A 26,224-nucleotide genomic window follows, 5' to 3' on the forward strand; every position below is an offset into this window, starting at 1 on the left:
GAAAGTCGTTGCCACACCGTCTGACAACCCGCTCGACACCGAACAGAATTGTCGGTGACCGATCGTATGGTGTTGTCATGGCCTTCGAGTTCGGCGACACCACCCCCACCGGGGACCTCCCCGGCGAGGGTTTCGACGTGCTCGAACCCTTGGCCGGACTGTCGGCCGAAGCACTCGTCAGCACCGCCGCGTACTCGGCCTCGATGAACGCGGTCAACACCTGCCGCATCCTGATGGCCGCCAGCCTGCTGCACGAACAACGCGAAGAGGAATACCTCCTGCATCGCAGCTGGCTCCACACCGGACAAGCACAATCGGTCGACGAACTACTCAACAAGACCGCAAACGCAGCCGCAGGTGTGGACCCCTACGCCGAGCACGGACCCAACGGATTCGAACAAGCCACCGCCGAACTCGGTGCCGCACTGAACCTAACCGCCGCCGAAGCCCGCGACCTCATCCGCACCGGCGACGCCATGCGGTACCGACTCCCACTCACCGGCACCGCGCTCGCCTGCGCACGAATCGACTTGCGCCGATTCACCATCGCCCTCACACGCACCGACTTCGTCGACGACGCCACCATGCCGATCGTCGATGCGCACCTGGCCGAAGCGATCCTGGCACGCGACCCCATGTCCACCACACGATTCACCGCACTCGTCGACCAGATCGTGCACAAACACGCTCCCGATGCGGTCCGCCGACGCAACGACCACGCCACCCGCGACCGCGAAGTGACGATCCGACCCGACCGGTTCCAGCCCGGCCGCTCCCGCATCACCGGCAACCTGCCCCACACCGACGCCGCCGCCCTCAATGCCCAGCTGACCGCCATCGCCACCACCGTCCACCCGAGTGATGGGCGCACCATGTCTCAGCGCCGGGCCGACGCCCTCCTCGCTCTCGCCCACGGCCGGCGGGCACTCGACTGTCACTGCCCCGACTGCGCACCCGAACCCGCCGAGCAAGACCTCGACACGCTCGAGCCCACCCCAACCCGTTGAAACCGAGGCTCCGGCAGATGAACCCGCCGACACCTCACCGTCCTGCTCGTGCGCGGGCCACGGCCCCCGGCCGACCTTTCACATCATCGGCAACCTCTCGACGCTCGTCGGCCTCGACAACGACCCCGGCATGCTCGACGGCCACGGCCTCATCGACGCCGACACCATGCGCAGCCTGCTCGCCGATGCCATCTGTGATGTCGTCACCGCCGGGGTCGGCAACGGACCAAGCGACGCCGACGCCCAAGCAGCCGCAGCCGCGAGCCGGTATGTACCCAGCCGCAAACTCCAGTCACTCGTGCGGGCCGGCGAACTGTGCTGTACCTTCCCCGGCTGCAACCAGCCCGTCTGGATCTCCGACCTCGACCACACCCACCCGTTCGATCACACCAACCCCGACCACGGCGGGAAAACCAGCGAGCGCAACCTGAAACCGTTGTGTCGGTTCCACCACCGCATCAAAACCTTCGGGGCGTGGCAGGACTCTCAGGACGAGTACATGTCGATCTGGTTCGAATCGCCCACCGGTCACGTCTATCAGGGCAACTCGTTCACCGGACGGGACCTCTTCGGCGCCCTGACACCGCGAAAGCCACCCGATCACCCCGCCCGGCAACGGATCGCCGACGATCGGGCCGCCCGCACCACAACTCATCGTCGAAAACTCGACGAGTGGGACATTGCCAACCCACCGCCCTTCTGAGCGGGAGCAGGTGGGTGGGTGGAGGCTGACTCGATACGCCTCGTCGCAAGCTCCTCGGCTACACAGCCAACAGGCCGGGGGCCTCGTCGCAAGCTCTACTCAGGGAGCGAACCGGCGAGCATCGCGCGCGCCTTTCCGAGTACGTCGGGATACCGCTTGAGGTGGGCGCCACCGTTCACGTCGAAGGCCGCGCCGGTGATCCATCGGGCTTTCTCGGAGGCGAGAAAGACGATGGTGTCGGCGATCTCGGCCGGTTCGCCGCTGCGTCCCAACGGGGTGTTCTCGATGTACTCCTCGGTGAGACCGGGCACGAATCCGATGCCCTCGGTCAGCGGCGTCTGCACAAGTCCCGGCGACACGGCATTGACGCGAATCCGTCGGTCCGCCAACTCGAGTGCCGCGACCTCGACCAGCATCAGAACACCCGCCTTCGACGCGCAGTACGAACCCATCCCGGCACCTGGCTGACGTCCGTTGAGCGAGGCGATGCAGGTGATCGAACCGCCATCCGCTATCCGACGACCGGCGTGCTTGACCACCAGGAACGTGCCCGTCAGGCAGACGTCCACGGTGTGCTGCCAGGCGCTGAGCTCGAGTTCGGTGAGCGCACCGGGATCAGACAGTCCCGCACAGTTCACCACGGTGTCGAACTCTCCCGCCGCGTCGAACGCCGCGACCACCGAGTCCTCGTCGGTGACGTCGAGACGCAGTGCGCGGACGGTGTCGCCGCGCTCGGCGGCGACCCTCTCCGCACTCTCGACGTCGACGTCGGCGACGACGACCTCCACACCCTCGGCCGTCAGGGCGCCGACCGTCGCGAGCCCGATGCCCGACGCCCCGCCGATGACGACGGCGCGCTTCACCGGGTGCTCACCGTCTGCTCGGCGAGGTGCCGGGCGAGGAACGAGATCGCATGTCCGACACACGGTTCGAACCAGTCGTTGCCTTCGAACACGTCGAAGTGATCACACGGGTAGTGCCGGACCTCGGCGCGTGCCTTGAACGCCGTCTTGGCCGCCGAATGTGGTGGTGCGGCGGAGTCGTGATCGGCGATCTGGACGAGCACCGGGGCGGCGATGTCGCCGACGTGTTTGTCCGCGCGGAAACCGCCGATCTCCAGGCCCACCGACGCGTCGACCTCGTTGCGCCACGACGGTCCGGCGATCGCGAGGTAGCTCTCCAGGAATCCCGGTGCGGTCAGTGCTGCATCGCGATCGCCCGGCTTGCCGACGACGCGCATCATCTTCGGGCCGCGACCCAGCTTCGAGGAGACCGCGCTCGCCACTGCCGATGCCGTCGAGCGTGCGATGGCCGCTCCCCCGACCTGGTCGTAGGCCACGCGGCCGGCGGCCAGGCCGTTCACCAGCGGGATCACCGAGACCACCGCGGCGATGTCGGTGCGGCCGCTGGAGACGGTCAGCGCGTGACCCCCCGACTGCGAGACTCCCCAGAGGATCACCCGATCCGGGTCGACGCCGGGCTGCTTCTTCGCCGCCACGATCGCAGCCCGATAGTCGTCGGCCTGACGTTCGAGCGAGATCTGCTGTCTCGGTTGCCCTCCCGACAACCCGAAGCCTCGGTAGTCGAACGCGAAGACCGCGAGGCCCGCCTTCGCGAAGCGTTGCGCGAACGGCGCGAGACCCGAGTCCTTGGTGCCCGCGAAACCATGCGCCATCACGACGACGGGGCGTTTTCCGTCGACCTCGAAGGGCGAGCCCGACGAACCGGCGAAGAACCACGCGTCGCAATCGATGCCGGACGACGGGAAACGAACGGACTGAGCTCCGGACGGTGCGGTCATGCGGTGGCCTCCGCTTCCGAGGCGGTGCCGACGGACACCGACTCCGCGACGCCCGCCCACGTCATCGGTCCCTGCTCCTGCGCGCGGCGTCGACCGTCGGGAATCTCCTTGGTACGCATGTTGTGTTCGTACAGATAGTGGTCGAGCTGTTGCGTGTGTCTGGCGCTCTGGACCATGTGGCCGGTGAAGAACTCGGTGTCGGCCGCGATCGTGGCCCGCATCTCCGCCACCGACGGCGGCCGATAGTGGCCGGTCGCGTACGCGCCGATCAGGCGCGCCTGGCATTCGACGAACGGGAAGAGCGTCGGGACCGCCTGGGCGAAGCCGGCGAACACGAGATCGTCGATACCCGGGTAGAACATCCGCTTGTAGAGATCTATGCGGTTGTCGGGCGCGGAGATGAAATCGGGATCGAAGAACGGGAAAGTGATGTTGTAACCCGTTGCGTAGATGATGATGTCGAAGTCGTCGGAGGTGCCGTCGTCGAAGTGGACCGTAGACCCGTCGAGGCGACTGACGTTCGGCTTGGCGATGACGTCACCCGACCCGAGTCGCAGCGGCAGCTCCACCGACTGCGTCGGATGTGCCTCGAAGAACTTGTGATTCGGCGTCGGGAGACCGTAGTCCTCGGGACGGCCGGCGGTCACCGGCTGCATGATCTGCACGAACTTGCGCTGCCAGGCCATCGGGATGTGCGGCGAGGTCTTGTAGTACTTGTCGGCGGGCTTGCCGCCGAAGTACTTCGGCACGATCCAAGCGCCGGAGCGGGTGGACAGCGTCAGCTTGTTGTCGAGAGCCTTCGACGACAACTCCACGGCGATGTCGGCCGCACTGTTCCCCAGCCCGACAACCAGGATGCGCTTGCCCATGAACTCGTGCGGCGTCCGCGGATCGATGTAGTGGTGCGCGTGCATCTCGATGCCGTCGAACCGGCCCGGGAAGTCGGGATACCGCGGGTCCCAGTGGTGCCCGTTGGCGACCACGAGGAGATCGAAGCGGCGTCGTTCACCGCGCTGGGTTTCCAGCTCCCACCCCCCGCCGCCGAGCCGACGGGCGTGCTCGATGCCGTTGGTGAACTCGATCGACGAGGTGAGATCGAAGGCCTCCGCGTAGGAGTCGAGATACGCCTTGATCTGCGTGTGGTGCGGGAAGTCCGGGTAATCGTCCGGCATCGGGAAGTCCCGGAACGACAGCTGATGCTTGGAGGTGTCGATGTGCAGCGACCGGTATGCGCTGCTGTGCCCGTTCGGGTTACCGAAAGCCCAGTTGCCGCCGATGCGGTCCGAGCTCTCGAAGCAGGTGTACGGAACGCCGTAGTCGGTGAGCATCTTGCCAGCGGTCAGGCCGCTGATCCCGGCTCCGATGATCGCGGTGGTCGGTAAAGGCACACTGCCCCCTCTGGACGAACGTCAGCGATGATCAACCATCGCTCGGTAGACACAATCTGGTTTGTGTCTACACCCACGGCCCGGGCCGTGTACACAGATTCCGCGAACTGTCTACGCTTGTTAGTCTTCGGCGGAGTACCGACGACAGAGCAAGCCCAGGCGACGAGCGACGCAGGAGACCCCGTGACCGAGACGACCAACCCGTCGGTGCACGACCGGTTGCTCGACGCCACCGAGAAGTTGCTGGCCGAGAAGGGCATCAGGGCGACCACGATGCAGGAGGTCGCCGAGTCCGCCGGGGTCTCCCGGGCGTGGTTGTACCGGCACTACCCCGACAAGCCGTCGATGATCGGCGCGACCATCGTGCGGCTGACTGAATCGTTCTGGCGCGACGCACGCGCGGCGCTCGACGACATCGGCGATCTCGCCGGCCAGCTGACCGCCGGCGTGCGGATCGGGCGCGGCGCCTACGACGACCCCGGAACCCTCCTCATGCGACTGCGCACCGATGAGCCGACAGAGTTCGCCGAGTGTGCGGGGGTCGGTGTGGTGAAACTGGTTCCCGACCTCGCCGGCTTCTGGTTCCCGTATGTCGAGGCAGCAGCCCGACGCGGGGAGATCCACGCCGGACACGATCTCCACGAGGTCGCCGAATGGGTTGCGCGCGTGCTGATCAGCCTTGGCACGTCGCCAGGCGAGACCGTCGACATCGACGATGCCGAACAGGTCCGGCGCCACCTCGACCGTTTCGTTCTGCCCGGCCTGCGTACCGACCCGACCCCCTGACGACCCGGGCGTTTGCCGGCTGCCGTCAGTCGGGCACACCGGGCGGGATCGAGTTCAGCAGTGCACCCGCCTCCAGGCGCAACTGCTGTCCGGTCATGTAGCGGGAGGCGTCGGACGCCAGATACACGACGGCCTCGCTGATGTCCTCCGGCGGGATGAGATCGACCGGCATACCGTGCAGCGCCGCGAAGACGCCCTTGACGTCGTCGTACGTCGGCTTCTCGAGGTCGGGACGGAACAGACGGTAGATCTCGTCGTGGTGCACCATCGGGGTGTCGACGTTGCCGGGGTGGATGGCGTTCACCCGGATGCCCTTCGGCGCGAGGTTGCGTGCCAGGTCGTTGACCAGCCGCGCCACCGCCCGCTTCGAGTGGCTGTATCCCGAGGCTCCCGGTCCGGCCTCCTTCGACTCGAAGGAACCCATGAACGCCGCCATCGAACCGATGCAGATGATCGACGCACCCGACTCCAGGTGCGGCACAGTCAGTTCGAGGGTGTTGATCACTCCGCGGAGGTTCACCGCGACCGTGTTGAGCCAGGTCACGGACGGGCTGTCGGGACCGAGTGGACTGACCCCGGCGTTGGCGACCACGATGTCGAGACGCCCGAACTCGGTCACCGCGTCGTCGATCGCGGCCTTGAGCGCATCTCGGCTGCGCACATCGGCGATCTTGGTGATGACGCGGCGATCGAAGGCGTCGACGATCTTCGCGGTCTGCGCCAGGTCGTCGGGTGTGCTCATCCCGTAGTTCACCGTCGGGATCTGGTCGCAGATGTCGATTGCGATGATGTCGGCGCCCTGCTCGGCGAGCCGGGCGGCGTGGCTACGCCCTTGTCCGCGCGCCGCGCCGGTGATCAGTGCGACCTTGCCGTCGAGCCGTGTGTCCACGTGATTCTCCTCTGGTGTACAGACTCGGCCGAACGACGCCGACCGCGTTCGGCGGTTCAGACGGTTGCGGGGGCGAGGTCGAGTTTCCCGGCCAGCTTGGCCAGGTAACCCGTCGCGCGTTCCACCGAGTCGTCGGGCAGGCCGTAGAGGACGGTGGTCACGCCGATCTCGCGCCACTTCGCGAGCCTCTCCGGGACCGGCTTGAAGTCGAGGACGACGATCTCCGGCTGACCGTCGCGCCCGGCGTCGGACCAGATCTGCTTGAGCAATCCGACAGACCCCTCGATGTCCTCTTCGCCCGGCGTGGTGATCCAGCCGTCCGCACTGCGGGCGATCCACTTGAAGTTCTTCTCGTTGCCGGCCGCACCGACCTGCACGGGGATGTGCTCCTGCGTCGATTTGGGCCACGCCCAGCTCGGCCCGAAGTTCACGAACTCGCCGCTGTACTCGGCTTCTTCCTGTGTCCACAGGGCCCGCATCGCCTCGAGGTACTCGCGTAGCATGGTCCGACGCCGCTTCGGCGGCACGTTGTGGTCGGCGAGTTCGTCGAGGTTCCAACCGAATCCGACGCCGAGGGTCACCCGCCCCCCGGAGATGTGGTCGAGGGTGGCGATGGTCTTGGCCAGGGTGATCGGGTCCGACTGCACCGGTAGCGCCACGGCGGTCGCCAGGCGGATGCGCTCGGTGACGGCGGCCGCGGCGGCGAGGGACGTCCACGGGTCGAGGGTGCGCATGTACCGGTCGTCGGGCAGGGTCTCGTCACCGGTCTGCGGGTGCGCGGCGTCGCGACGGGTGGGGATGTGCCCGTGCTCCGGGACGTAGTACGACGCGAAGCCGGCGTTCTCGATCAGCGGCGCCAGCACGTGCGGCTTGAGCCCGCGATCGCTGGTGAACTGCACGATTCCGAAATCCATGAGGCCTCCCCGGGCACCGTTGCTGCCGCCCGAACAGAATCGGACGGTTGACTGGACACCAGTCTAGGTGATGGGTGCCACAGAGACCAGGGGTTCGCGCGTCGCGAGGAGGTCTAGGGCGCGACGGTCAGTCGCTGACGAACGTCGCGAAAGATGCCGTTGGCGACGCTGGTGCGGCTGACGGCATCGGCCGCCAGGACGACCGCAGCCGAGGTCCAGCAGCTCTTCTCCACCGGCCAGCGCTTGCCGTCAGCGAAAACCAGACCCGTCCAATACGATCCGTCGGGATCGCGCAGATGCTGGATCGAGGCGATGAGCGCGATGGCATCGGCGGTGTCGCCGAGCGAGTCGAGAGCCAGTGCGAGCTCGCAGGTTTCGGCACCGGTGACCCACGGACGGTGGTCGACGCAACGAACACCTTTGCCGGGGACGACGAAATCGTTCCAGCGGCGGGCGATGAGCTTCTGACCCTCCTCCCCGCGCACCGCGCCACCGAGGATCGGGTAGTACCAGTCCATGGAGTGTTCCGACGGGGGCGTGAAGATCTCCCACTCCGCGTCGCGAGCGGTGTCCACGCGGATGGCGTCCCCGAGCTTGGTGTGTGCGGCGATCCACGCATCGTCGGGCTGATCCAGCTCGGCGGCGATCCGGATCGCACAATCGAGGGCCTGGAAGATGCTGGCATTGCCGGTGATCAGGGCTTCGCCGAACATCGCGCCGGTGCGGTGGTCGCCGCCCCAGCGGAACGCGCCGTCGTCCCGCTGGAAGCGCAGCACACAGTCGATGGCCGACCAGACGACCGGCCACATCCGCTGCAGGAAGGCGTCGTCACCGGTGATCAGGTAGTGGTGCCAGACCCCGACCGCGATGTAGGCACAGAAGTTGGAGTCGGTACCGGCGTCCTCGACCTTCCCGCGCACGGTGCGGATCGGCCACGAGCCGTCGGCCCGCTGCTTGCGTCGCGACCACTCGTAGGCCGCCTCGGCCTCGGCGTAAAAACCGGTCACCGACAAGGCCATCGCCGATTCAATGTGATCCCACGGATCGGTCTGGCCACCGGGGAACCAGGGCAGTGCGCCGGATTCCTCCTGCATGCCGACGATGGCAGCACCGGTGGCGCGCATCTGCTCGGCGGTGACCACTCCAGGGACAGCCGGAGCGGCCGTCATGAAGACGCGACGGTCTCGGGCTTACGGAGATACAGGGCCACGGACTTGCCGATCATCGGGTTGAGCACCTGCTCACCCACACGGGTCAGCCACGGCTTGCTCATCATGTCCCAGACGAGCAGCTGGTGATATCCCTTGACCAGCAGGTTGTCGTTGTTCTCCACGCCGACAGCACATTTCAGCCACCAGTACGGAGCGTGAAGGGCGTGTGCGTGATCGATGCCGGTGACCTCGAGCCCCGCCTTGCGCAGCTTGTCGGCCAGTTCCGAGGCCTTGTAGATACGGACGTGTCCGCCCTCGACCTCGTGGTATTCGTCCGACAGGGCCCAGCAGACCTTCTCCGGCCAGTACCGCGGCACCGTCACGGCGGCCACGCCACCGGGCTTGAGGACGCGGACCATCTCGCTGATCGCACCCTCGTCCGTCGGGATGTGCTCGAGGATCTCGGACATGAGGACCACGTCGAAGCTGTTGTCCGCGTACGGAAGACGCAGCGCATCTCCGACCTCGGCGCGCGCCTTGGCCGAGGCGGGCACATGCCCTTCGGCCGTCATGGCGTCGAACATCTCCGCGACGTCGGCCATGTCACTCTCCGACATGTCGAAGGCGATGACATCCGCTCCCCGACGGAACATCTCGAAAGAGTGTCGTCCCTGACCCGCCCCGATGTCGATCGCCTTGGTGCCCGGGCCCACGCCCAGACGGTCGAAATCAACTGTCAGCACTCGATGTCCCTTCTGTTGCCCGCCGGTGTCCGGCGAGCACGGTTTCGTAGTGGGCCGCAGTCTTCGCGGCCACCGCCGCCCAGCTGTAGTTCTCCTCGGCGCGGCGGCGTCCTCCCGAGCCCAGACGCGCACGCAGTTCGGCGTCGTCGAACAGTCGTCCGATCGCCTGCGCGAGGCGCCCGGAATCCCGCGGCGGCACCAGCAACGCGGCCTCTTCACTCGTGCCGACGACTTCCGGGATCGCACCGGCGCGAGTGGCCACGAGCGGTGTCCCACAGCTCATCGCCTCGACGGCCGGCAACGAGAAGCCCTCGTACAGCGACGGAACGCAGGCAACCTCGGCCGAGGCCAGGAGCTCCGCGATCTCGGCGTCCTCGAGCCCCGAGACCACCGACACCCGGTCGGCGATCGCGAGATCCTCGATCATCTTGGCAGACGGCCCATTAGGGTCCAACTTGGACACCAGTACCAGTTTGACGTCGTCACGCTCGGCGGCGAGCTTCGCAACCGCCTCCAGCAGGTACGACACACCCTTGAGCGGCGCGTCGGCGCTGGCGACACAGACGATCCGGCCCGGTACGCGGTCGGCACCGGGCGTGAAGATCTCGGTGTCGACGCCGAGCGGGATCGTGGTGATGCGGCCCGACGGGATGTCGAACGCCTTGCGGATGTCGACCTCGCTGCTGCGAGAAACGGTGAGCAGCTCCGGGATCCGGCGCGAGACGCGTCCCTGCATACGCAGGAAGGAGTGCCAGCGCCACGCGGTGATCTTGCGCCAGCCCTTGGCCGCCTTGACCGCGAGGGTGCGGTCACGCGTGATCGGGTGGTGGATCGTCGCGATCAGCGGGAAGCCCGCCTTCTGGATCTCGAGCAGTCCGTACCCGAGGCACTGGTTGTCGTGCACGATGTCGAAGTCGTCGCGCCGTTCCTTCAGCAGCCGGGCGACCCGCAGGCTGAAGGTGAGCGGCTCGCCGAAGCTCGCCGTCCACATCGATCCGACCTCGAGCATGTCGATCCAGTCGCGGTACTCGCTCAGCTTCGGCGTACGGAACGGGTCCGGCTCGTCGTAGAGCCCGAGGCTGGGCACCTTGGTGATCGTGACGCCGGCGTCGATCGCCGACTGGTCGAGCTCCGGATACGGCTGTCCCGAGAAGATCTCGACGCTGTGCCCGAGCAGCGCGAGCTCGCGGGAGAGGTGACGGACGTAGACGCCCTGCCCACCGCAATGAGGTTTGCTGCGGTAGGACAGCAATGCAACCCGCACGGTTACTGCGCTCCGGCGGTGGCGGCCGCCTCGAACTCGGAGATGCTGACGAACTTGGCCCGCGCTCGACCGGCGGCCTTGCCCGCGGACTTCTCGGCTGCGTCGATGGCCTTCCATCCCGCCAGATCGATGCGGTTGGCGCCACGGTCGGCACACAGGGCGGCAACATCGTCACGCGGGGTCGACGGATCGCCGATGGCCCCGGCGACGAAGTCGTCGATGACGGCGCGTGCCGTCTCCTGACCGCACAGTCGATTCATGCCGATGCCGCCTGTCGCTCCGCGTTTGATCCAACCGGTGACGTACAGCCCCGGCATCACATCGCCCTCGGTCGCGGCCTGAACGCGCCCCCCTGCGTTCGGGACGACGCCGCGCCCCTCGTCGAAGGGGAGGTCGGTGACCGGGACGCCGCGGTACCCGATGGCCCGCAGCACCAGGCCGGTCTCGAGATCGAATCGCTCGTCGGTGGCCCTCACGGCCACGCGGCCGGCGGCATCGTCGTCGGCTTCGGTGTAGGCATTGCGCACGCACGTCAGCGTAGCCACTTCGCCGTCACCGGCAATTCCGACGGGAGAGGTGAGGAAACGGAAGACGATTCGCTTGTTGCCCGGCGTCAGCGGACGTTCGGCGAACTCACGGGCCAACCGGATCTTGGTGGCGATCGTCGAGTCGAGGGTGTCGTCGGCCAGGGCCGCTTCGGACGACTGATCGAGGACCAGGTCCTCAGGATCGATGACCACGTCGACGCCCTCGACGTCGCCGAGAGCGAGGAACTCGCTGTTGGTGTACGCCGCCTGCGCGATGCCGCGGCGGCCGAGTAGCACGACTTCGGAGATGTTCGACTCGCGCAGCTTCGCCAGCGCGTGGTCGGCGATATCGGTCTTCGCCAGTTCGTCGGGATCGGTGACGAGGATGCGCGCCACGTCGAGCGCCACGTTGCCGTTGCCGACGACGACCGCCCGGTCCGAGGACAGGTCGACATCGAGGTCGGCGAAGTCCGGGTGGCCGTTGTACCAGGCGACGAACTGGGTGGCCGCGACGGAGTTGCGCAGGTCCTCACCCTCGATGTTCAGCCGCTTGTCGGTCGCGGCGCCCACTGCATAGATGACCGCGTGATAGCGGGCGACGAGCTCGTCGTGGCTGATGTGCTTGCCGACCTCGACGTTGAGGTAGTAGGCGAAGTTCTTCTTGGCGGCGACCGACGCGAAGGTCTTCTCGACGCCCTTGGTGGCCGCGTGGTCCGGGGCGACGCCCGCGCGGACCAGGCCATAGGGCGTGGGTAGACGATCGAACATGTCGACCTTGATGGCGGGTTTGCGCACCAGCTCCTCGGCGGCGTAGAACGCGGCCGGGCCGGCTCCGACGATCGCGACGTGCAGCTCGCGGTCGGGCAGCTGCGGTGCCTTGCGCGGCGGGACGAGCCCGCCCTCGACGTCGTGGTCCTTGTAGTAGTCCGCGTTGATCTGAAGGTACGGCTCGTCACGCTCGGTGAGCTGATCGTCGGGAACGATCGCCTCGACCGGGCACTCGTCGATGCACGCGCCGCAGTCGATGCAGGTCTCCGGATCGATGTAGAGAGCCTCGGCAGTCAAGAACTCCGGTTCGTCGGGCGTCGGGTGGATGCAGTTCACCGGACACACGCTCACGCAACTGGCGTCGTTGCAACATGGACGAGTAATCACATGCGCCATCTGCTGTTTCTCCGTAATTCCACACGTAGAACGTGTTCTAGTTTCCGCCTTGACTGTATCTTAACTGCAAAGATACCTGCGACCCATCGAAGGGACCCGAGTGAGCCAGGCTACGTCAGGCGTGAGAGCGGGGTCACTACCGGACCGCAAGGAGGGCGCCCGGTTCTACCAGGCGGAGTACCGGGTTCGGACCGGTGATGTCGACCAGGACATGCGGGTGCGGCTCGATGCCGTCGCGCGGTATCTGCAGGACGTCGCCAACGACAACCTCGAGGCCACCGAGTTCGGGAAGACCGAGCCCTTCTGGATCGTCCGGCGCACCATCATCGACGTCATCCGGCCCATCTCCTGGCCGGCCACGGTGACCGCCCAGCGCTGGTGCGGCGCGTTGTCGACCCGCTGGACCAACATGCGGGTCCGGCTCACCTCAGAGCACGAGACCAACCGGTTCAATCCCGACGACCGTCCCGGGGGCCTCATCGAGACCGAGGCGTTCTGGATCAACGTCAACGACAAAGGCGTTCCGTCACGGCTCTCCGACGAGGCGTTCGAGATGTTGTCGTCGATGACCGACGAGCACCGCCTGCGGTGGAAGTCGATGAACCCGGAGAAGGCCCCGGCCGGCGAGGACATCCCGTTCCCCGACCGCGAGCACGTCCTGCGGATCACCGACTTCGACCCCTTCAAGCACCTGAACAACGCCGCCTACCTCGAGGCCATCGAGGACGAGCTGGTCGAGCACCCCGACCTCGTCGACATGCCGCACCGCGTCGTCATCGAGTACCTGCGGCCCATCGTTCCGGGGACGCGTCTGCTCCTGCGTCGTGTCCGCGAGGACGATCACCTGACCGTGTGGCTGATGATGCCCGGCACCGGCGACGAGCTGGTCGTCGCGGCAAGTGTCGTGGTGGGGCCGCTACCCACCAATCGGTAGAAGGAACCCGTAGACAGCGCGCACCTACGAAGTCCGGGGCTACTGACCACCCTGGAGGAGCAGCTCCATAAGCTTGATCGGAGCCTCGCACGGGTCGCCCGCGGGTGCGCTGCGGGGTTCGACGAACCAGGTGAAGATCCCGCGACTGGGAGCCCGCGCGGTGACCCCGCAGACGCCCGGACGGTTGGGGTCGCGCTGCGTGAAGGCGGACTGGCTGGCGACCTTGATGTTCTCGGTCTGGAAACCGAGCTTCTTGGCCGTCTCCTTCTCGAGGTTGACGTTGCCCCACTCGAACCAGTTGAACGTCACGCTGACGACGTCGGTCGCGCCGGACACCAGCCACCGGCAGATGGCACCGCTGAAGGACCGTTCGGCGAACCCGCCACCGGCCACCACGTCGGCGATCATCGCGTCGGGAAGCACGTCGCATTCGAGAAGCAGTTTGTCGAACTGATCGGTGTCGATGTCGCTGCTGCCGGACTGTCCGGCGGCGCCCACCGGCACCGGCTCACCGTCGACCGTGCGCGCGCAACCGACGAGTGCGGTCAGGCCGAGGAGAAGCGCGACGAGGACCGCGAGTGGCCGCCTCATGACGCACGCTCGATGGACAGTTTCGCCAACTCCCGCGCGGCGTCGCAGATCTGCTCGATGGGCCGCGGCTCGACCGCGTCGCCCCGGATGGACCACTCGAAGAAGTCGGCGCCGAATCCCATACCGACCTCGCAGATCTGGCCGGACTGGGTGTAGCCGATGAACCCCTGGTGACCGTCGATCTCGAGTTTGTCGGTCACGTCGCGAGACAGTTTGACGTTGGCCTCTTCGCGGCCGATCGGCGAACCGCGGTACCAGTTGAACGAGGCGACAGCACCCGTTCGCGAACCGGTGGTGTCCCACTCGCAGACCGACGTGTTGTTGACGGTCTCGGTGAGTCCGCCGAAGCCGGTGATGCGGGTGACCTCCTCCAGCGTCACGCCGCCGCACTTGCCGAAGAACGGTCCGGAACCGGCCTGCGCGGGCGCCTCGGGGGTGTTCGGCTTGTTCGGATCGGACGGCTCGTCGTCCGAACAACCACCGACGAGCAGCACGACGACGGCCAGGAAGGCGACGAGGAAACTCGAGTCGCGAAGCCGATCGAGTTGCCGCCGTTCACGTTTGGTGGGCCGGCCGGCACCACGATCGCGGCGCGGCTGACTCGCCAGGATCTCCTTGGGGTGGCGGTGGCGGCGAACGGTCGATGAAGCACTCGGCGGCCATCGGCGCCGACACCCGCTTGCTGATGGTCTTGGTGACCTCGACGATGCGCTCGCGCCCGGCGAGCCGGACGCGGACCTCGTCACCCGGCACCACAGGCTGGGCAGGTTTGGCCGTCACGCCGTTCACCCGAACGTGGCCCCCACGGCATGCGGCGCCGGCCGCGGATCGGGTCTTGGTGAGACGGATTGCCCAGATGAAGGCATCAACACGCGTGGACATGGTCAGTGACCCGGCCGCCCGGCCGTCCGGCCGTGGTGACGTCCCGAATCGTCGATCATGCGCCCGCACTCCCTTCACCCACATGCGCCCGCGGGCACCGCGCAGCGATGCGGTCGGGCTCATTGGCCACCACTGTAACCGCGCCGATCGTCGAGTCGGGGGTTCACCGCGCGGACGTAGCGCTCACCGCTTGCGGGACAGCAGGTACACCCCGCCGCCGACGGCCAGGATGGCGAACAGAATGGCCAGGAACGTCTGGTCGAGGAGCAGCAAGACCACGAACACGGCGATACCCGGCGACACCGCCACCAGACTCATCACGGGATGCTGCCGGACGACCTCCGACACCGCTCTGCTTCTGTCGCGATCGATCGCCATCACGGCCTCCCTGCTCGGCTTTGCTTTTCCACCAGCCCCGGTTGCGTCCAGGGTAGTTCCTTCCGCCGCGCATCCGTCGGAGGTCGATCCGTCGACCGACAGTGTGCCCCATGCTTGGGGGCGGGAGCCGGAAAGTGGTCGACGCCCCGGCACGGATCGAGTCCAATGCCGGGGCGCCGGTCTGTGGGCGGCCGGTATCAGGCCGCTTCGGCGCCGGAACCGCTCGACGAGCCAGAGCCGCTGTCGGAACCGCTGTCCGAGCCGGAGTCGCTGCCGGCACCGGAGCTTCCGCTGTCCGAACCGGAACCGCTGTCCGAACCGGAGTCGCCGTCGGTGCTGTTGTCGGAGTCGTTGTCCGAGCCGGAGTCGTCGTTCGAGCCGGAGTTGTCGTTCGAGCCGGAGTTGTTGTCCGAGCCGGAGTTGTTGTCCGAGCCGGAGTCGGAATCCCCGGCATCGGGAGCCTCCGGTGCGCGGTGCTTGCCCTCGTAGCCGTCATCGGCCGCGCGATGCTTGCCGACGTACTCTTCGACGACGCCGCTGCCGGAGTCGTCGGATGCGACCTCGGGCGCTTCGAACTCGGGCCCCACGAACTCAGCGGCTTCCGGTTCCGCGAAGGTCGACGCTGCGAACCCGGTGGGAGCCGAGGCCGCGACCCGCGCGACGGTGTTCGACTGCGGAATCACCGCGTCGTCGGTCGCCGGGATGCCGAACGGGAACTCGTAGCTCGGGATGCGGATGACCGGGATTATCTCGCCGGTGTCGAGCTGTCCGAAGGTGATGACCGGTAGACCGAGGCGGTTCGGGCGGTACTCCCCGTTCACCTCGACCAGCGGGCGGAATGTCACCTGGGAACCCAGCCAGTCGACGGTGATCGGCCCGGTGAAGCCGTAGTCGCTCGTGAGGCGGAGGAAGTTGCCGCTGAACAGGTCGTAGTCGCCGCCGATGCTGAGGCGGGCGAAGTCCTTGGACAGGGACATCCAGTCGCCGTCGAAGTCGATGCCGGAACCGCTGAGGATGGCCGCCAGGATTCCCTGCAGCGCTTCCTGTCCGGCGTCACCGAGGACACCCGTCGGATCCGAGAGCAGTGCCGTCGGATCGGTGAGCGCGAACTGCACTTCGCCGTTGGGCTGCTGGTAGCGGAAGTCGAAGGTGCCCAGTACATTCGCGCACGCCCCGACGCCGTCGGCGTACGCACCGGTCAGGCCGCCGTAGCAGCCGACGCCCTTGATGCCGGGGATCTCGAGGATCTCCTTGCCCAGCACGGTGACCGGGAGGTCGCCGGTGTTCCAGGCGTGGGCCATGCCGAGGAGGGCGAAGGACTTGGCCGTGCGGCCGTCGCTCGCTCCCGCGGTCGCGATGCTCAACGGCAGGTACGAGATGGCAGTCGCGTCGCCTTCGCGGAACGCCACGGCGAGCTGGAAGCCGTTGCCGATGACCTTCGCCGAGCCCTCGGTGCCCGGCGCGTCAGTCATCGTCCTCGGCACATCCAGACCCAACCATCGGGCAATGTCACCCAGCGCCGACCCGGAAAGGGTGTCGTAGGTCTTCTTGACCGGGTCATAAACGGTGACCGGGACGACCTCGATCCGATCGGGGAGAACGACTGCGATCCCGAGACCGCCCCAGTCGGTGTTCGACTGAGAACAATCGGCGCCGCCGCGCGCACCTCCCGAGAGGCATGATTCGACACGCCATTCCGCGGCGAGGTTCGCACCGAGCCCGTTACCGAGGCCGGTGACGAGATTCCCGATGGGATTGCCCTGGTTGAAACCAGCAGACCACTTCTTGAGGTCGTCCAGCGCCGAGGCCTCCGCGGCCGCCGGTTCCACCGCCTGCCCGGCGCCGATCGCGGCCACCGTGGCGATCGCGGCCGCGCCCGCGACGACGCGGTGCTGACGCTTCTGCTTGCGGTCGGCGCGCCGCGCGACCTTCTCCGAACGCTGAGTTCCGTTCCGCCCCATACTGGTCACTCGTCCAACTTTCTTTCTTCCCACCCCTTGCGCTGAGCAAGTTAAGCATCGGAAATCGAAAATTGGTAGCCGGAACGAGGCCTGTGCACAAAACCGTCCGGTTGGACAAACGACCAGGTGACGCGCGGGCGGAGGACACGCGGTTGGCGTATGACATCGAGCCCGGTTTCCGGGCACGACGTCATACGGAACTCACACGCGCTCTACCAGCGGTCGCGGTCGAGTTCCGTTCCCGCCGCACCGGCGTCGGCCGCGCAACCGAAGCCGACGATCCACCGTGCGGGTCCGGTCTCCCCTGCGGTCACCTCGACCTTGCCCAGCATCATCGGTTCCGGCAGGGCGGCGAGGAACTCGCCCAACGCGGCCGGGGCCAGACGCCAGACCTCGCCCCGGATCGACCGTCCCACAGCGGGATCGCGGATCAGTCCGGGCTTCGGCGGGGTGGTGCCGAGGGCGACGAGGCGGTAGGCCGGGGTCGTCATGATCTCCCCCGCCCAGCGGGCACCTCGCTCGCTGAGCTCATGGGTGAGCGGACCGCCCCGCATGTGCGCACCGAAGACCGCGAGCTCGATCGACTCCTCGGTCTCCACCCACGTCGCCCCGACGTCGGGTACACCGAGGAACCGCGCAGCCACGTCGACGAGAACAGCGTCCTCGTGCGCGGCGCCGAGGAAGGTGACGCCGAATTGCGCCTGGCTGCCATCGTTTTCGGGCACCACGCCACTCGGCACGGCGAGTCCGCAGAGGTCGAACAGATTGCAGAAGTTGGTGTACGTACCCATCCGCGAGTTGACGCCGACCGGGTCGGCGGCCACGTCGGAGATCGACGGGTGCGCCGGCGCGGTGGGGACCATCAGCACGGTCGCATCGCCCCACTCCCCCATCGCCTCGGCCCGCAACCCGCCCAGGCGGCGTCGTGCCCGGAGAAGGTCGACGGCACTGAATCCGGAAGCGCCACCGATGATTCCGGAGACAGTGGGGTCAAGCCCGGCAGCGGACGGGTCCGCCGAGTCCAGGAAATCGCCGACGGCGTCGTGTCGTTCGGCGACGAGCGCGTCCTCGTACAGCAGCTTCGCCGCCGCCAGGAAGGGCGACAGATCGATCGTCTTGATCACGAATCCGGCCGCTTCGGCTCGCGACACCGATTCGGCGAACGCGGCACGCCACGCCTTGTCGAGTTCGGGCAGTTCGGCCGGCACGGCGACGACGGGTCGTTCCGGTGCGGCCAGTGGCACCGACGACCCGAACGGCCGGGGGCCCTGCGCGGTGGCCATCGCCGCCATCGCCCGATTGGCGAGCGGCAGGCCGGCGGCGAAGATCGTCACGGTGTCGTAGCTCGCACATGCCGGCACGACCCCGTCGGTGGAGATCGCCCCGACCGTCGGCTTGATCCCGACGAGCCCTTGGAGTCCGGCGGGGATGCGGCCGGAACCGGCGGTGTCGGTGCCGATCGCGATGTCGGCGAACCCCAGTGCGACGGCCACCGCGGAGCCCGAACTCGAACCGCCCGAGATGCGGCCGGGGCGTCGTGAATCTCGCACCGCGCCATAGGGACTGCGCGTCCCGACGAGGCCGGTGGCGAACTGGTCGAGGTTCGTCTTGCCGATCACCACCGCACCGGCGGCCCGCAGTGCCGCGACCACCGGGGCATCGGCGGCGGGGGTGTAAGCGTAGCCCGGGCATGCCGCTGTGGTCGACAGTCCGGCGACGTCGACGTTGTCCTTGACCGCGAGGACCGTACCGGCCAGGGGCCCGCCCGATGCGAGGGCCCCAGCCAACTCGGCAGCGACATCCGCCTGCGGACGCAGCGTGATGAAGACCTCGGGACGGTCCGCCTCGGCGATCCGCGTGTAGATCTCGTCGATCTTGCTCATGCCACCCGCTCCTCGTCCGCGGCCCCGACCGTGCTCAGGTCGGCGGCGAACTCACCCTGCGCGGACCATCTCTGACGCTCCTCGGCGCGGGCGATCTCCATCTTCTCCCGCCGGAAGGCGATGTCGCCGGAATTGTCGTCGAGGAACTGCTGGTGCTCGGCCAGCGAGAACACGCCGTCGGCGATCTTCGTGCTGTCCCCGCGCCCGGCTGCGACGTCGGCACGCATGTCGAGGAGCTCCTCGGCACTCACCGGATACCAGGAGATGCGGTCGAAGAAGCGCAACAGCCAGGGGTGCTCGGGATCGAAACCGGGTGCCGGCTGCGGGTGCCGGTGGTTCCACACCTGCGTGGTGCGTCCCACGAATTGGTAGCCGCCGGGGCCCTCCATGCCGTAGATACACAGGTAGGCGCCGCCGATGCCGACCGCGTTCTCCGGGGTCCAGGTCCGGGCGGGGTTGTACTTGGTGGTGACGAGCCGATGCCGCGGGTCCAGCGGGACCGCAACGGGCGCACCGAGGTACACGTCGCCCAGGCCGAGCACCAGGTAGCTGGCGTCGAACACGGTGCGGTAGACGTCGTCGACGGAGTCGAGACCGTTCATGCGGCGGATGAACTCGATGTTCCACGGGCACCAGGGAGCGTCGGAGCGGACGCCGAGCATGTAGCGTTCGATGGCCTCGCGGGTGGCCGGGTCGTCCCACGACAGGGGAAGGTGCACCGTTCGACTGGGGACCACGAGATCCTCCGCCGCGGGCAGCTGGCTCTCACATTCGGTGAGCCACTCGAGCATCCGGGACTGCGACCACACGTCCGGATCGGCCTTGACCTGCAGCGACCGGATGCCGGGCGTGAGATCGACGAGGCCCCGGGGCTTCTCGACCGCTATACGTTCGCTCAGCGCGTGCACGCGGGCACGCAGGGCCAGATCCAGCTGCATGTCTCCGTATTCGACGAGGATGTTGTCGTCACCGGAGCGGCGGTAGGTCACCGTCGTGGTCCCGTCGGCGGTCGTCGTCGAGCCGAGGATGCCGTTGTCGGCGTCGCCGCCCGACGACAGGACGTCGACGAAACTGGCCCGCCGACCGAGACCGGTCTCCTTGGGGTGAGGCGGTCTCCTCGCTGCGCACGGCCACGAAGCGGATCGTGTCACCCGGCTTGAGCTGGCCGAGCTTCCACCGCTGGGCGGTCACCACCGTCACCGGGCACACGAACCCGCCGAGACTCGGGCCGTCGGGACCGAGCAGGATCGGGGTGTCGCCGGTGAAGTCCAGGGCACCAACGGAATACGCGTTGTCATGGATGTTCGAGGGATGCAGGCCCGCCTCGCCGCCGTCGTTGCGCGCCCACCGCGGTTTGGGACCGATGAGTCGGATGCCGGTCCGGTCGGAGTTGAAGTGCACCTCGTAGTCGGTGGCGAAGACGTCGGCGATGTCGGCCTCGGTGAAGAACTCCGGCGCACCGTGCGGACCGACGGTCACCGCCAGCTGCCAGGTGTTGGTGAAGGCGGGCTGTTCGTCGCCGAGGATGCGCCGCGCCGGGCCGGTCGGTCCGCCGAGCAGCGCGAGCTGATCACCGGCCGCGAGCGGTCGGCCGTCGAGACCCCCGAAGCGGCCCATCGTGAACGTGGAACGACTCCCGAGGTAGTCCTCGGCGTCGAGCCCGCCGGACACCGCGATGTACGCCCGCATACCGAGCGACCCCACCGTTCCGACGTCGAGCACGTCACCGTCCGACACCGGCAGCGGAACCCATTGCGGCACAGTCCGTCCGTTGAGGGTGACGGTCACGGGTGCGCCGGTCACCGCGACCACGGCGTCGGCGTCGAACCGCAGCGCCGGGCCCATCAGGGTGACCTCGAGTCCCGCGGCGGTCTCGGGGTTGCCTACCGCGAGGTTGGCGAGGCGGAACGACAGATCGTCCATGGGCCCGGATGGTGGGACCCCGACCTTCCAGTACCCGATACGACCGGGCCAGTCCTGGATGGTGGTGAGCGGACCGGACCGCAGGACGGTGACGGGGGCGGGCGTGGCGGCCCCGGTGGAGGCAGTCATGGTGTGGTTCCTCGAAGGTCGTTGTGCGGTGCGGGGATCGACGCGACTGGCCGTCAGATCGAGGGTCGGGTCACGATGACGCGGACCGCGGTCGGGTCGAATCCGTTGCAGGGGTTGTTGATCTGCGGGCAGTTGGAGATCAGCACCAGGGTGTCGGCCTCGGCCCGAAGGGCGAGGCGCTTTCCGGGGGCCGACAGGCCGTCGACGATGCCGAGGGAGCCGTCGGGATCGACCGGCACGTTCATGAAGAAGTTGACGTTGCCGACCAGATCGGCCTTGCCGAGTCCGTGGCGGCTGCCCTCGATCAGGAAGTTCTCGACGCACGCGTGTTGATGCTTGGTGTGGTGCCCGTAGCGGAGGGTGTTGGATTCCTGCGAGCAGGCGCCGCCGACGGTGTCGTGGTTGCCGACCTCGTCGGCGACGATCGTCATCAGCGGTTCGCCCTCCTGGTCGCGGATGACGGTGCCGGTGGTCAGGAAGATGTTGCCCTGCGCGGCGATCGTGGCCTGCGCCGAGTAGCGCTTGGCGTGGTCGGCCGCACCGTAGAAGAGGGTGTCGACGGCCTGGTTGCCATGGAGGTCGACGATGGTCAGCACGTCCCCGGCGGCGACGACGCCCGACCAGGGCCCGCGCTCACCGACCAGTCCGTCGTAGACGACGGTGCCGGCCACGAGGGCGAGATCCGCGGCTGGGGCTGCGGCGAAATCGATGGTGGTGGTCATGAGTGTGTTCCTCTCGGGTCGATGACGCTCAGAGAGCTGGAGAGCTCAGAAACGAGCTGCGGCCCAAGCGTCTTCGGAGTTGGCGACGGCACGCTGATACTCAGGATCGGTGTCCGCGACACCGGCCAGCAGGGTGTCGAGATCGGGCCGGGCCGTCCAGGCGAGCACCTCGAGCGAGGTGGTGTCGAAGGTCGGCGACGGGTCGACCGGATGTGCGGTGTTCGCGATCGCCACGACGCACGGCAGGTGCATGATCAGGTCGACCGACGTGCCGGCTCCGGCGGAACCGGTGGACCGCAACGAGCCGTCGTCGTCGACCTCGACCCCGTGGAAGAACGACACCGAGGGGGCGACGTCGGTCGGGGTCAGGCCGTGCTTCGCCGCCGCGAGGGTGAACATCTCGCGTCCCGCCGGGCTGGCCGAATGCACATGTCCGGCGCCGTATCTCGCGGTGTTGGCGGCGAGGGTCGTGGTGCCGCAGAGGGCGTCGTGGTGTCCGGACCCGTCGGCGACGATCGTCGCCAGGACGCGACCCTGGTCACTCAGCAGCGGATGCCCGGGGCCGAGGTAGGCCTGCCACGGAACCTTCACGGTGTCCGCGACATTGAGTCGCTCCCACGGTGCGTCGGCACGCCACAGGAGGAGGTGCGCGCAGGCCGACCCGGCGACGTCGTGCAGGCGCAGCCGCGTGCCGCGAGCCAGGACCTTGCTCGTGTACCGCCCACCGGGCACGGTCTCGGCCCAGGTGAGTCCGGCGGGGTCGACGTCGGCGGGCGGATTCGGCCAGTTCGACGCCGGGACGACGGGCATGCTGTCGGTGATGCGACCGGCCTGCGCCCGGGCGTGTTCGCGGGCTCCCGCGGTGGTCCCGGTGGTGGTGGCGGTGATGGTCATCTCGATGTCTCCTCGACAGTCGTTGTGGTTGAGTGGCCTTCGTGGCTCGTCGCTTGCGTTCCTCGCACCTCAGGCGGCGAACTCGACGGGCTTCGGATGTTCCTTGCCGCGTGGGAAGCACGCGATGCCGACTGCGACGGTGACCGCGATGACGATCGGTCCGGCCCAGCGCAGGATCGGCATGTCGCCGGCGGGGTCGAAGACCTCGGCACGCGGCCAGGCGAGATTGACGACCATCAGTGCGCCGTAGAGCACGGCGAGGAGGTTCACCACGATCCCGAACCGGCCGAGGCTGAACAGTTTCCGACCACCGGCGTCGACGCCGCCCTGGCGCGGCCAACCCTGGAACCGGCGGTAGAGCATCGGACCGGTGACGGCGAGGTAGGCCAGGTAGATCAGGATGATGCACACGCTGGCGAGCGTCGCGAAGATCGCGGAGTTGCCCACGTTGACCACCAGGACACCGATGCAGAGCACGCCGATGAGGATCGACGGTGCGATCGGGGTGCCCGTCCGCGAGTTGACGTGTGCCAGCTGCCTGGAGAACGGGAGCCGGCCGTCACGGGCCATCGAGAACATCAGGCGGGAGCATGCGGTCTGGATGGCGAGGGTGCAGATGAAGATCGCCACCGCGACGTCGCAGAGCAGGACCTTGCCCCAAAAGCTTCCGAGCACCGAGTCCAGCACGTAGGGCAGTCCGCCGATGGCGAGTTCCTCGCTGAGCGTCGGCGCGGCCATCAGAGCGCCCAGCAGCATCAGGCCGCCACCGATGGCCGAGACCGTCAATGCCATGCGGATGGTGCGGGGTGCGACGCGACGCGGGTCTCGGGTCTCCTCGGCGAGCTCACCGGCCGAACCGAATCCGACCATCACATAGGCGGCCATCAGGCCCGAGACGATGAACGCCCAGATGTAACCGGGCTGCTGACCGGGGGCGCCGGTGTCGAAGACGACGCCCGGACCGCGCTGGGCGTGGGTGAACAGCGCCAGGATCACCGCGATCACACCGACGAGTTCGCAGACCACGCCGATGCTGTTGACGCGGCTCATCCAGGTGACCCCGACACAGTTGATGGCGGTGACGATCACCAACAGGATCGAACCCAGCAGGACCGCATTCGACGCGCCGCTGGTGCTGGTGAGCGTGGGATCGTCGCCGACCAGCTGGAAGCCCATCCACACCGAGGGCAGCACCACCTGGAGGGCGATGGCCGCCGCGGCGGCCGTGACGACCTGGGCGATCATCATGAACCAGCCGCCGAACCAGCCGATGACCTCACCGCCCATGCGGCGGGACCACTGATAGATCGCACCCGAGATCGGGTAGCGCGCAGCGATTTCGGCGAAACACAGGGCCACCAGGAACTGGCCCGCGTAGACGATCGGCCACGTCCAGAAGAAGGCCGGCCCGCCGAAACCGAAACCCAGGCCGAAGAATTGGAAGACCGTGGTCAGGATCGAGACGAAGGAGAAACCCGCCGCGAAGGAGGCGAACTTGCCCAGCGACCGGTGCAGCTGCTGGTCGTAGCCGAATTCGGAGAGGTCGTCGGCGTCGTGGCCGCCGGCGTAAGCGGTGACCGGTTGCGCGACGGTCTTTTCCGGGGTTGTGGTCATGATGCGTTCTTTCTTTTCGAGGAGCTCCTCGTTGAGCGCGTATCTGTCAACTGACAGATAAGCGAACGCACGTTTCTTTCGATTGACAGTTTTGTTCCGTCCGCGAAAACTTGGGTAACGACTGCGTTAATCGACGCAGGTCGCGGGGTCGCACCGCCATCGGAAGGTCCGGGCGCATGGTCAACTGGGTCGAGAAACATCCACCAACGCAGGAGGAATCATGGCGACCGGCACCCGTTCGGCCACCACATCCGGCAGCCCCGGACGCCCTCGTCTGGTGCCGTCTCGACGCCGGGGCGAGACCGCTCGGGACGAGATCCTCGATGCCGCAGCCGAACTCTTCACGCGCCACGGTTACACCGGGACGTCGACGCGGATGATCGCCGAGGCCGTGGGTATCCGGCAAGCCTCGATGTACCACTACTTCGGCACCAAGGACGACATCCTGGCGCACCTCCTGGAGACGACCGTCGTCGGTTCGGTGGAGCAGGCCCGCGCCCTGCTCGACACCGACGGGCCGGCGCTTGAGCGATTGCTCGCGCTGGCACGTTACGACGTGGACCAGCTCGCCCGCGCGCGCTGGAACCTCGGCGCGCTGTATCTGCTGCCCGAGGTGGGTGAACCGCGATTCGTCGACTTCCGCACCGCGAGACAAGAACTCGCGGCGGGGTATGCGTCCTTGGCGGCTGCGGCACTGGGCGATCCGGCCGACAAGCGTTGCCTGTTGCCGTTCCGGCTCGTGGAGTCGGTCATCATGATGCGCGCCGACGAACAGCGCGGCGAGCTCGGCGGCAACACCGCGGAGGGGCTCGTCGACACGATCGTCGGCGCCATCCGGATGTTGATCGAACACCAGCCCTAGTCGGACAGGGAGGCTGCCAGAACAGAAAGCGGCCCTGACACAGTCCGTGACTGCGCCAGGGCCGATCCTCCGGGTGCGGCTCAGCAGCTGCCGATCACGCCTCCCTGTAGTGCGACCTCGGCCAACCGTCCCCACGTGCACGGCGTCGCATCGCGACGGGCGGGTACCGACGGCGCGATCTGCTTCACCGCCGGCGTCGGCGTCACGCGCTTCACCCCGGGCACCGGGGACACCTGCTTGACGGCGGGCACCGGGGACAGCCGCCTGATGGCGGTCGCCGGCACCAGTGGGGCCACCTGGGCCGGGGCCCGGTCGAGCGAGACTGCCGTCGGCTGAGGCCGCTTGGCCGGCTTTCGGTTGAGCGGCACCTTCCATCCCTGGTCGTAGCCGTGCGCCGCGCCGATGGCGACACCGGCCGCCACCGCCGGAAGCGCCACCAGCGTCGCGACCACGGCCGTTCCGATCAGCGGTCCGAAAACCAGACCGGTGGGCCAGAGCGGAAGCGTGAGGATGAGTCCGAGCCCACCACCGACAACACCGCCGACGGCGAGGGCCAGCGGAGCCGCCACACCGGCGCCGATCACGCCACCGACCGCGGCGTCCCCGACCATCTGCTCGGCGACCCTGTCCGCACGGGCGGTCGAAACCCCGTTGCTCCGCAGCACATCGGAGATACCCGCGACGAGTTCGCCGGACCCGGCGCTGATGTCGGCGGCCAGTTGCCTGGACACCGCGCGAGGACGGCGGAGTTCGAGGTTTCCGATCCGTACGACGTCACCGGCCGCCGCGGTCTGATCGGCAACCGGGCGGGCGGGTCCGAGGGGCGTCGGACGAATCGTCCTCTCACCCGCGGCGACCCGCGGCCAGGTCGATGTCACCACCGATTCCTGTTCGGGCCCAGACGAAGTGGACAACACCACCTGGGACACCGGACGAAGATCCGATAGCGCCCCGGACGGGAGCGCCATCGTGGGGATTCCCACCGTCGCGATCCCCGGTGTCGGCGGGCCGGCCGCCGGGGTGGCGGCGTGGGCGGGCACGGTCACCGCGAACGACGCGGCCATCGCACACCCCAACATCGCGACCGCTGGGCGTCGAACACGCAAGCCCTGGA

At 67.7% G+C, this 26,224-nt stretch carries 22 protein-coding genes and 2 pseudogenes; 5 read left to right on the forward strand and 19 right to left on the reverse strand.

All coding sequences use genetic code 11. The annotated features are described in order from the left end of the window. The first annotated feature begins 77 nt into the window (after positions 1–77). Together RVF83_RS01380 and RVF83_RS01385 are read left to right on the forward strand one after the other, a co-directional pair. Entirely contained in the window at positions 78–1,007 is a 930-nt protein-coding gene (locus RVF83_RS01380; RefSeq protein ID WP_341261988.1) for a DUF222 domain-containing protein, read from the forward strand. 130 nt (positions 1,008–1,137) lie between these two features. Continuing rightward, positions 1,138–1,710, forward strand: coding sequence for an HNH endonuclease signature motif containing protein (locus RVF83_RS01385; RefSeq protein WP_341261989.1), 573 nt, complete (start codon positions 1,138–1,140; stop codon positions 1,708–1,710). A gap of 95 nt (positions 1,711–1,805) precedes the next feature. On the opposite strand, the gene RVF83_RS01390 is transcribed toward RVF83_RS01385, so the two are convergent. Genes RVF83_RS01390 through RVF83_RS01400 form a run of 3 tightly spaced genes read right to left on the reverse strand, consistent with a single transcriptional unit; the run spans position 1,806 to position 4,899 of the window. After that, positions 1,806–2,573 (reverse strand): SDR family NAD(P)-dependent oxidoreductase, encoded by a 768-nt coding sequence (locus tag RVF83_RS01390; RefSeq protein WP_005201441.1) that lies wholly within the window; start codon positions 2,571–2,573, stop codon positions 1,806–1,808. Then, positions 2,570–3,511, reverse strand: coding sequence for an alpha/beta hydrolase (locus RVF83_RS01395; RefSeq protein WP_005201443.1), 942 nt, complete (start codon positions 3,509–3,511; stop codon positions 2,570–2,572). The genes RVF83_RS01390 and RVF83_RS01395 overlap by 4 nt, the downstream gene beginning before the upstream one ends. After that, on the reverse strand, positions 3,508–4,899 hold the full coding sequence (locus RVF83_RS01400) for a flavin-containing monooxygenase (RefSeq protein WP_005201445.1): 1,392 nt from the start codon (positions 4,897–4,899) through the stop codon (positions 3,508–3,510). The genes RVF83_RS01395 and RVF83_RS01400 overlap by 4 nt, the downstream gene beginning before the upstream one ends. Positions 4,900–5,082: 183 nt before the next feature. Between RVF83_RS01400 and RVF83_RS01405 the strand changes: the two genes are divergently transcribed. Next, the gene (locus RVF83_RS01405) at positions 5,083–5,685 is read left to right on the forward strand and encodes a TetR/AcrR family transcriptional regulator (RefSeq protein WP_005201446.1); all 603 of its coding nucleotides are present in this window, start codon (positions 5,083–5,085) and stop codon (positions 5,683–5,685) included. A gap of 25 nt (positions 5,686–5,710) precedes the next feature. Here RVF83_RS01405 and RVF83_RS01410 read toward each other — a convergent pair whose 3' ends face one another. The 6 genes from RVF83_RS01410 to RVF83_RS01435 form a co-directional block, all read right to left on the reverse strand. Further along, entirely contained in the window at positions 5,711–6,574 is an 864-nt protein-coding gene (locus RVF83_RS01410; protein ID WP_005201448.1) for a mycofactocin-coupled SDR family oxidoreductase, read from the reverse strand. 56 nt (positions 6,575–6,630) lie between these two features. Next, positions 6,631–7,488, reverse strand: a complete 858-nt coding sequence (locus RVF83_RS01415; protein ID WP_005201450.1) for an LLM class F420-dependent oxidoreductase — start codon at positions 7,486–7,488, stop codon at positions 6,631–6,633. A 113-nt stretch (positions 7,489–7,601) separates the two neighbouring features. Continuing rightward, complete coding sequence (locus RVF83_RS01420) at positions 7,602–8,657, reverse strand: hypothetical protein (protein ID WP_005201451.1); 1,056 nt, start codon at positions 8,655–8,657, stop codon at positions 7,602–7,604. Further along, positions 8,654–9,382 carry a class I SAM-dependent methyltransferase gene (locus RVF83_RS01425; RefSeq protein WP_005201453.1) on the reverse strand — a complete coding sequence of 243 codons (729 nt, stop codon included), beginning with the start codon at positions 9,380–9,382 and terminating at the stop codon, positions 8,654–8,656. Before RVF83_RS01425 ends, RVF83_RS01420 begins: the two co-directional genes overlap by 4 nt. After that, positions 9,369–10,646 carry a glycosyltransferase family 4 protein gene (locus RVF83_RS01430; protein ID WP_005201455.1) on the reverse strand — a complete coding sequence of 426 codons (1,278 nt, stop codon included), beginning with the start codon at positions 10,644–10,646 and terminating at the stop codon, positions 9,369–9,371. Before RVF83_RS01430 ends, RVF83_RS01425 begins: the two co-directional genes overlap by 14 nt. A gap of 2 nt (positions 10,647–10,648) precedes the next feature. Further along, positions 10,649–12,337, reverse strand: a complete 1,689-nt coding sequence (locus tag RVF83_RS01435) for an FAD-dependent oxidoreductase (RefSeq protein WP_081790154.1) — start codon at positions 12,335–12,337, stop codon at positions 10,649–10,651. Between the two features lie 100 nt (positions 12,338–12,437). Between RVF83_RS01435 and RVF83_RS01440 the strand changes: the two genes are divergently transcribed. Further along, on the forward strand, positions 12,438–13,271 hold the full coding sequence (locus RVF83_RS01440) for an acyl-[acyl-carrier-protein] thioesterase (RefSeq protein ID WP_005201459.1): 834 nt from the start codon (positions 12,438–12,440) through the stop codon (positions 13,269–13,271). A gap of 39 nt (positions 13,272–13,310) precedes the next feature. Here the strand turns inward: RVF83_RS01440 and RVF83_RS01445 are convergent, their stop codons facing one another. The 9 genes and pseudogenes from RVF83_RS01445 to RVF83_RS01485 all read right to left on the reverse strand — a co-directional run bounded on the left by RVF83_RS01445 (position 13,311) and on the right by RVF83_RS01485 (position 24,248). Next, positions 13,311–13,862, reverse strand: a complete 552-nt coding sequence (locus tag RVF83_RS01445) for a DUF3558 domain-containing protein (protein WP_005201462.1) — start codon at positions 13,860–13,862, stop codon at positions 13,311–13,313. Continuing rightward, positions 13,859–14,744, reverse strand: a pseudogene (locus tag RVF83_RS01450) (DUF3558 family protein). The gene RVF83_RS01445 and the pseudogene RVF83_RS01450 overlap by 4 nt, the downstream one beginning before the upstream one ends. 183 nt (positions 14,745–14,927) lie before the next feature. Then, positions 14,928–15,122 (reverse strand): hypothetical protein, encoded by a 195-nt coding sequence (locus tag RVF83_RS01455; protein WP_005201466.1) that lies wholly within the window; start codon positions 15,120–15,122, stop codon positions 14,928–14,930. 197 nt (positions 15,123–15,319) lie between these two features. Further along, positions 15,320–17,083 (reverse strand): hypothetical protein, encoded by a 1,764-nt coding sequence (locus RVF83_RS01460; protein WP_005201467.1) that lies wholly within the window; start codon positions 17,081–17,083, stop codon positions 15,320–15,322. Positions 17,084–17,295: 212 nt separating this feature from the next. Beyond that, positions 17,296–18,966, reverse strand: coding sequence for an allophanate hydrolase (gene atzF / locus RVF83_RS01465; protein ID WP_005201470.1), 1,671 nt, complete (start codon positions 18,964–18,966; stop codon positions 17,296–17,298). After that, positions 18,963–21,018: pseudogene (locus tag RVF83_RS01470) on the reverse strand (5-oxoprolinase/urea amidolyase family protein). The gene atzF and the pseudogene RVF83_RS01470 overlap by 4 nt, the downstream one beginning before the upstream one ends. 53 nt (positions 21,019–21,071) lie before the next feature. Beyond that, positions 21,072–21,740 carry an urea amidolyase associated protein UAAP2 gene (locus RVF83_RS01475; RefSeq protein ID WP_005201475.1) on the reverse strand — a complete coding sequence of 223 codons (669 nt, stop codon included), beginning with the start codon at positions 21,738–21,740 and terminating at the stop codon, positions 21,072–21,074. Between the two features lie 45 nt (positions 21,741–21,785). Further along, positions 21,786–22,634 carry an urea amidolyase associated protein UAAP1 gene (locus tag RVF83_RS01480; RefSeq protein WP_005201477.1) on the reverse strand — a complete coding sequence of 283 codons (849 nt, stop codon included), beginning with the start codon at positions 22,632–22,634 and terminating at the stop codon, positions 21,786–21,788. Between the two features lie 69 nt (positions 22,635–22,703). Further along, positions 22,704–24,248: an amino acid permease gene (locus RVF83_RS01485; protein ID WP_005201485.1), complete on the reverse strand. Its 1,545-nt coding sequence runs from the start codon at positions 24,246–24,248 to the stop codon at positions 22,704–22,706. 220 nt (positions 24,249–24,468) lie between these two features. On the opposite strand from RVF83_RS01485, the gene RVF83_RS01490 reads away from it, so the two are divergent. Next, positions 24,469–25,110, forward strand: a complete 642-nt coding sequence (locus RVF83_RS01490; protein ID WP_005201487.1) for a TetR/AcrR family transcriptional regulator — start codon at positions 24,469–24,471, stop codon at positions 25,108–25,110. Between the two features lie 80 nt (positions 25,111–25,190). Here the strand turns inward: RVF83_RS01490 and RVF83_RS01495 are convergent, their stop codons facing one another. Further along, positions 25,191–26,174: a hypothetical protein gene (locus RVF83_RS01495; protein WP_247602500.1), complete on the reverse strand. Its 984-nt coding sequence runs from the start codon at positions 26,172–26,174 to the stop codon at positions 25,191–25,193. Positions 26,175–26,224 lie beyond the last annotated feature (50 nt).

Origin of the sequence: Gordonia rubripertincta (genome assembly GCF_038024875.1) — a bacterium.
Lineage (GTDB): Bacteria > Actinomycetota > Actinomycetes > Mycobacteriales > Mycobacteriaceae > Gordonia > Gordonia rubripertincta.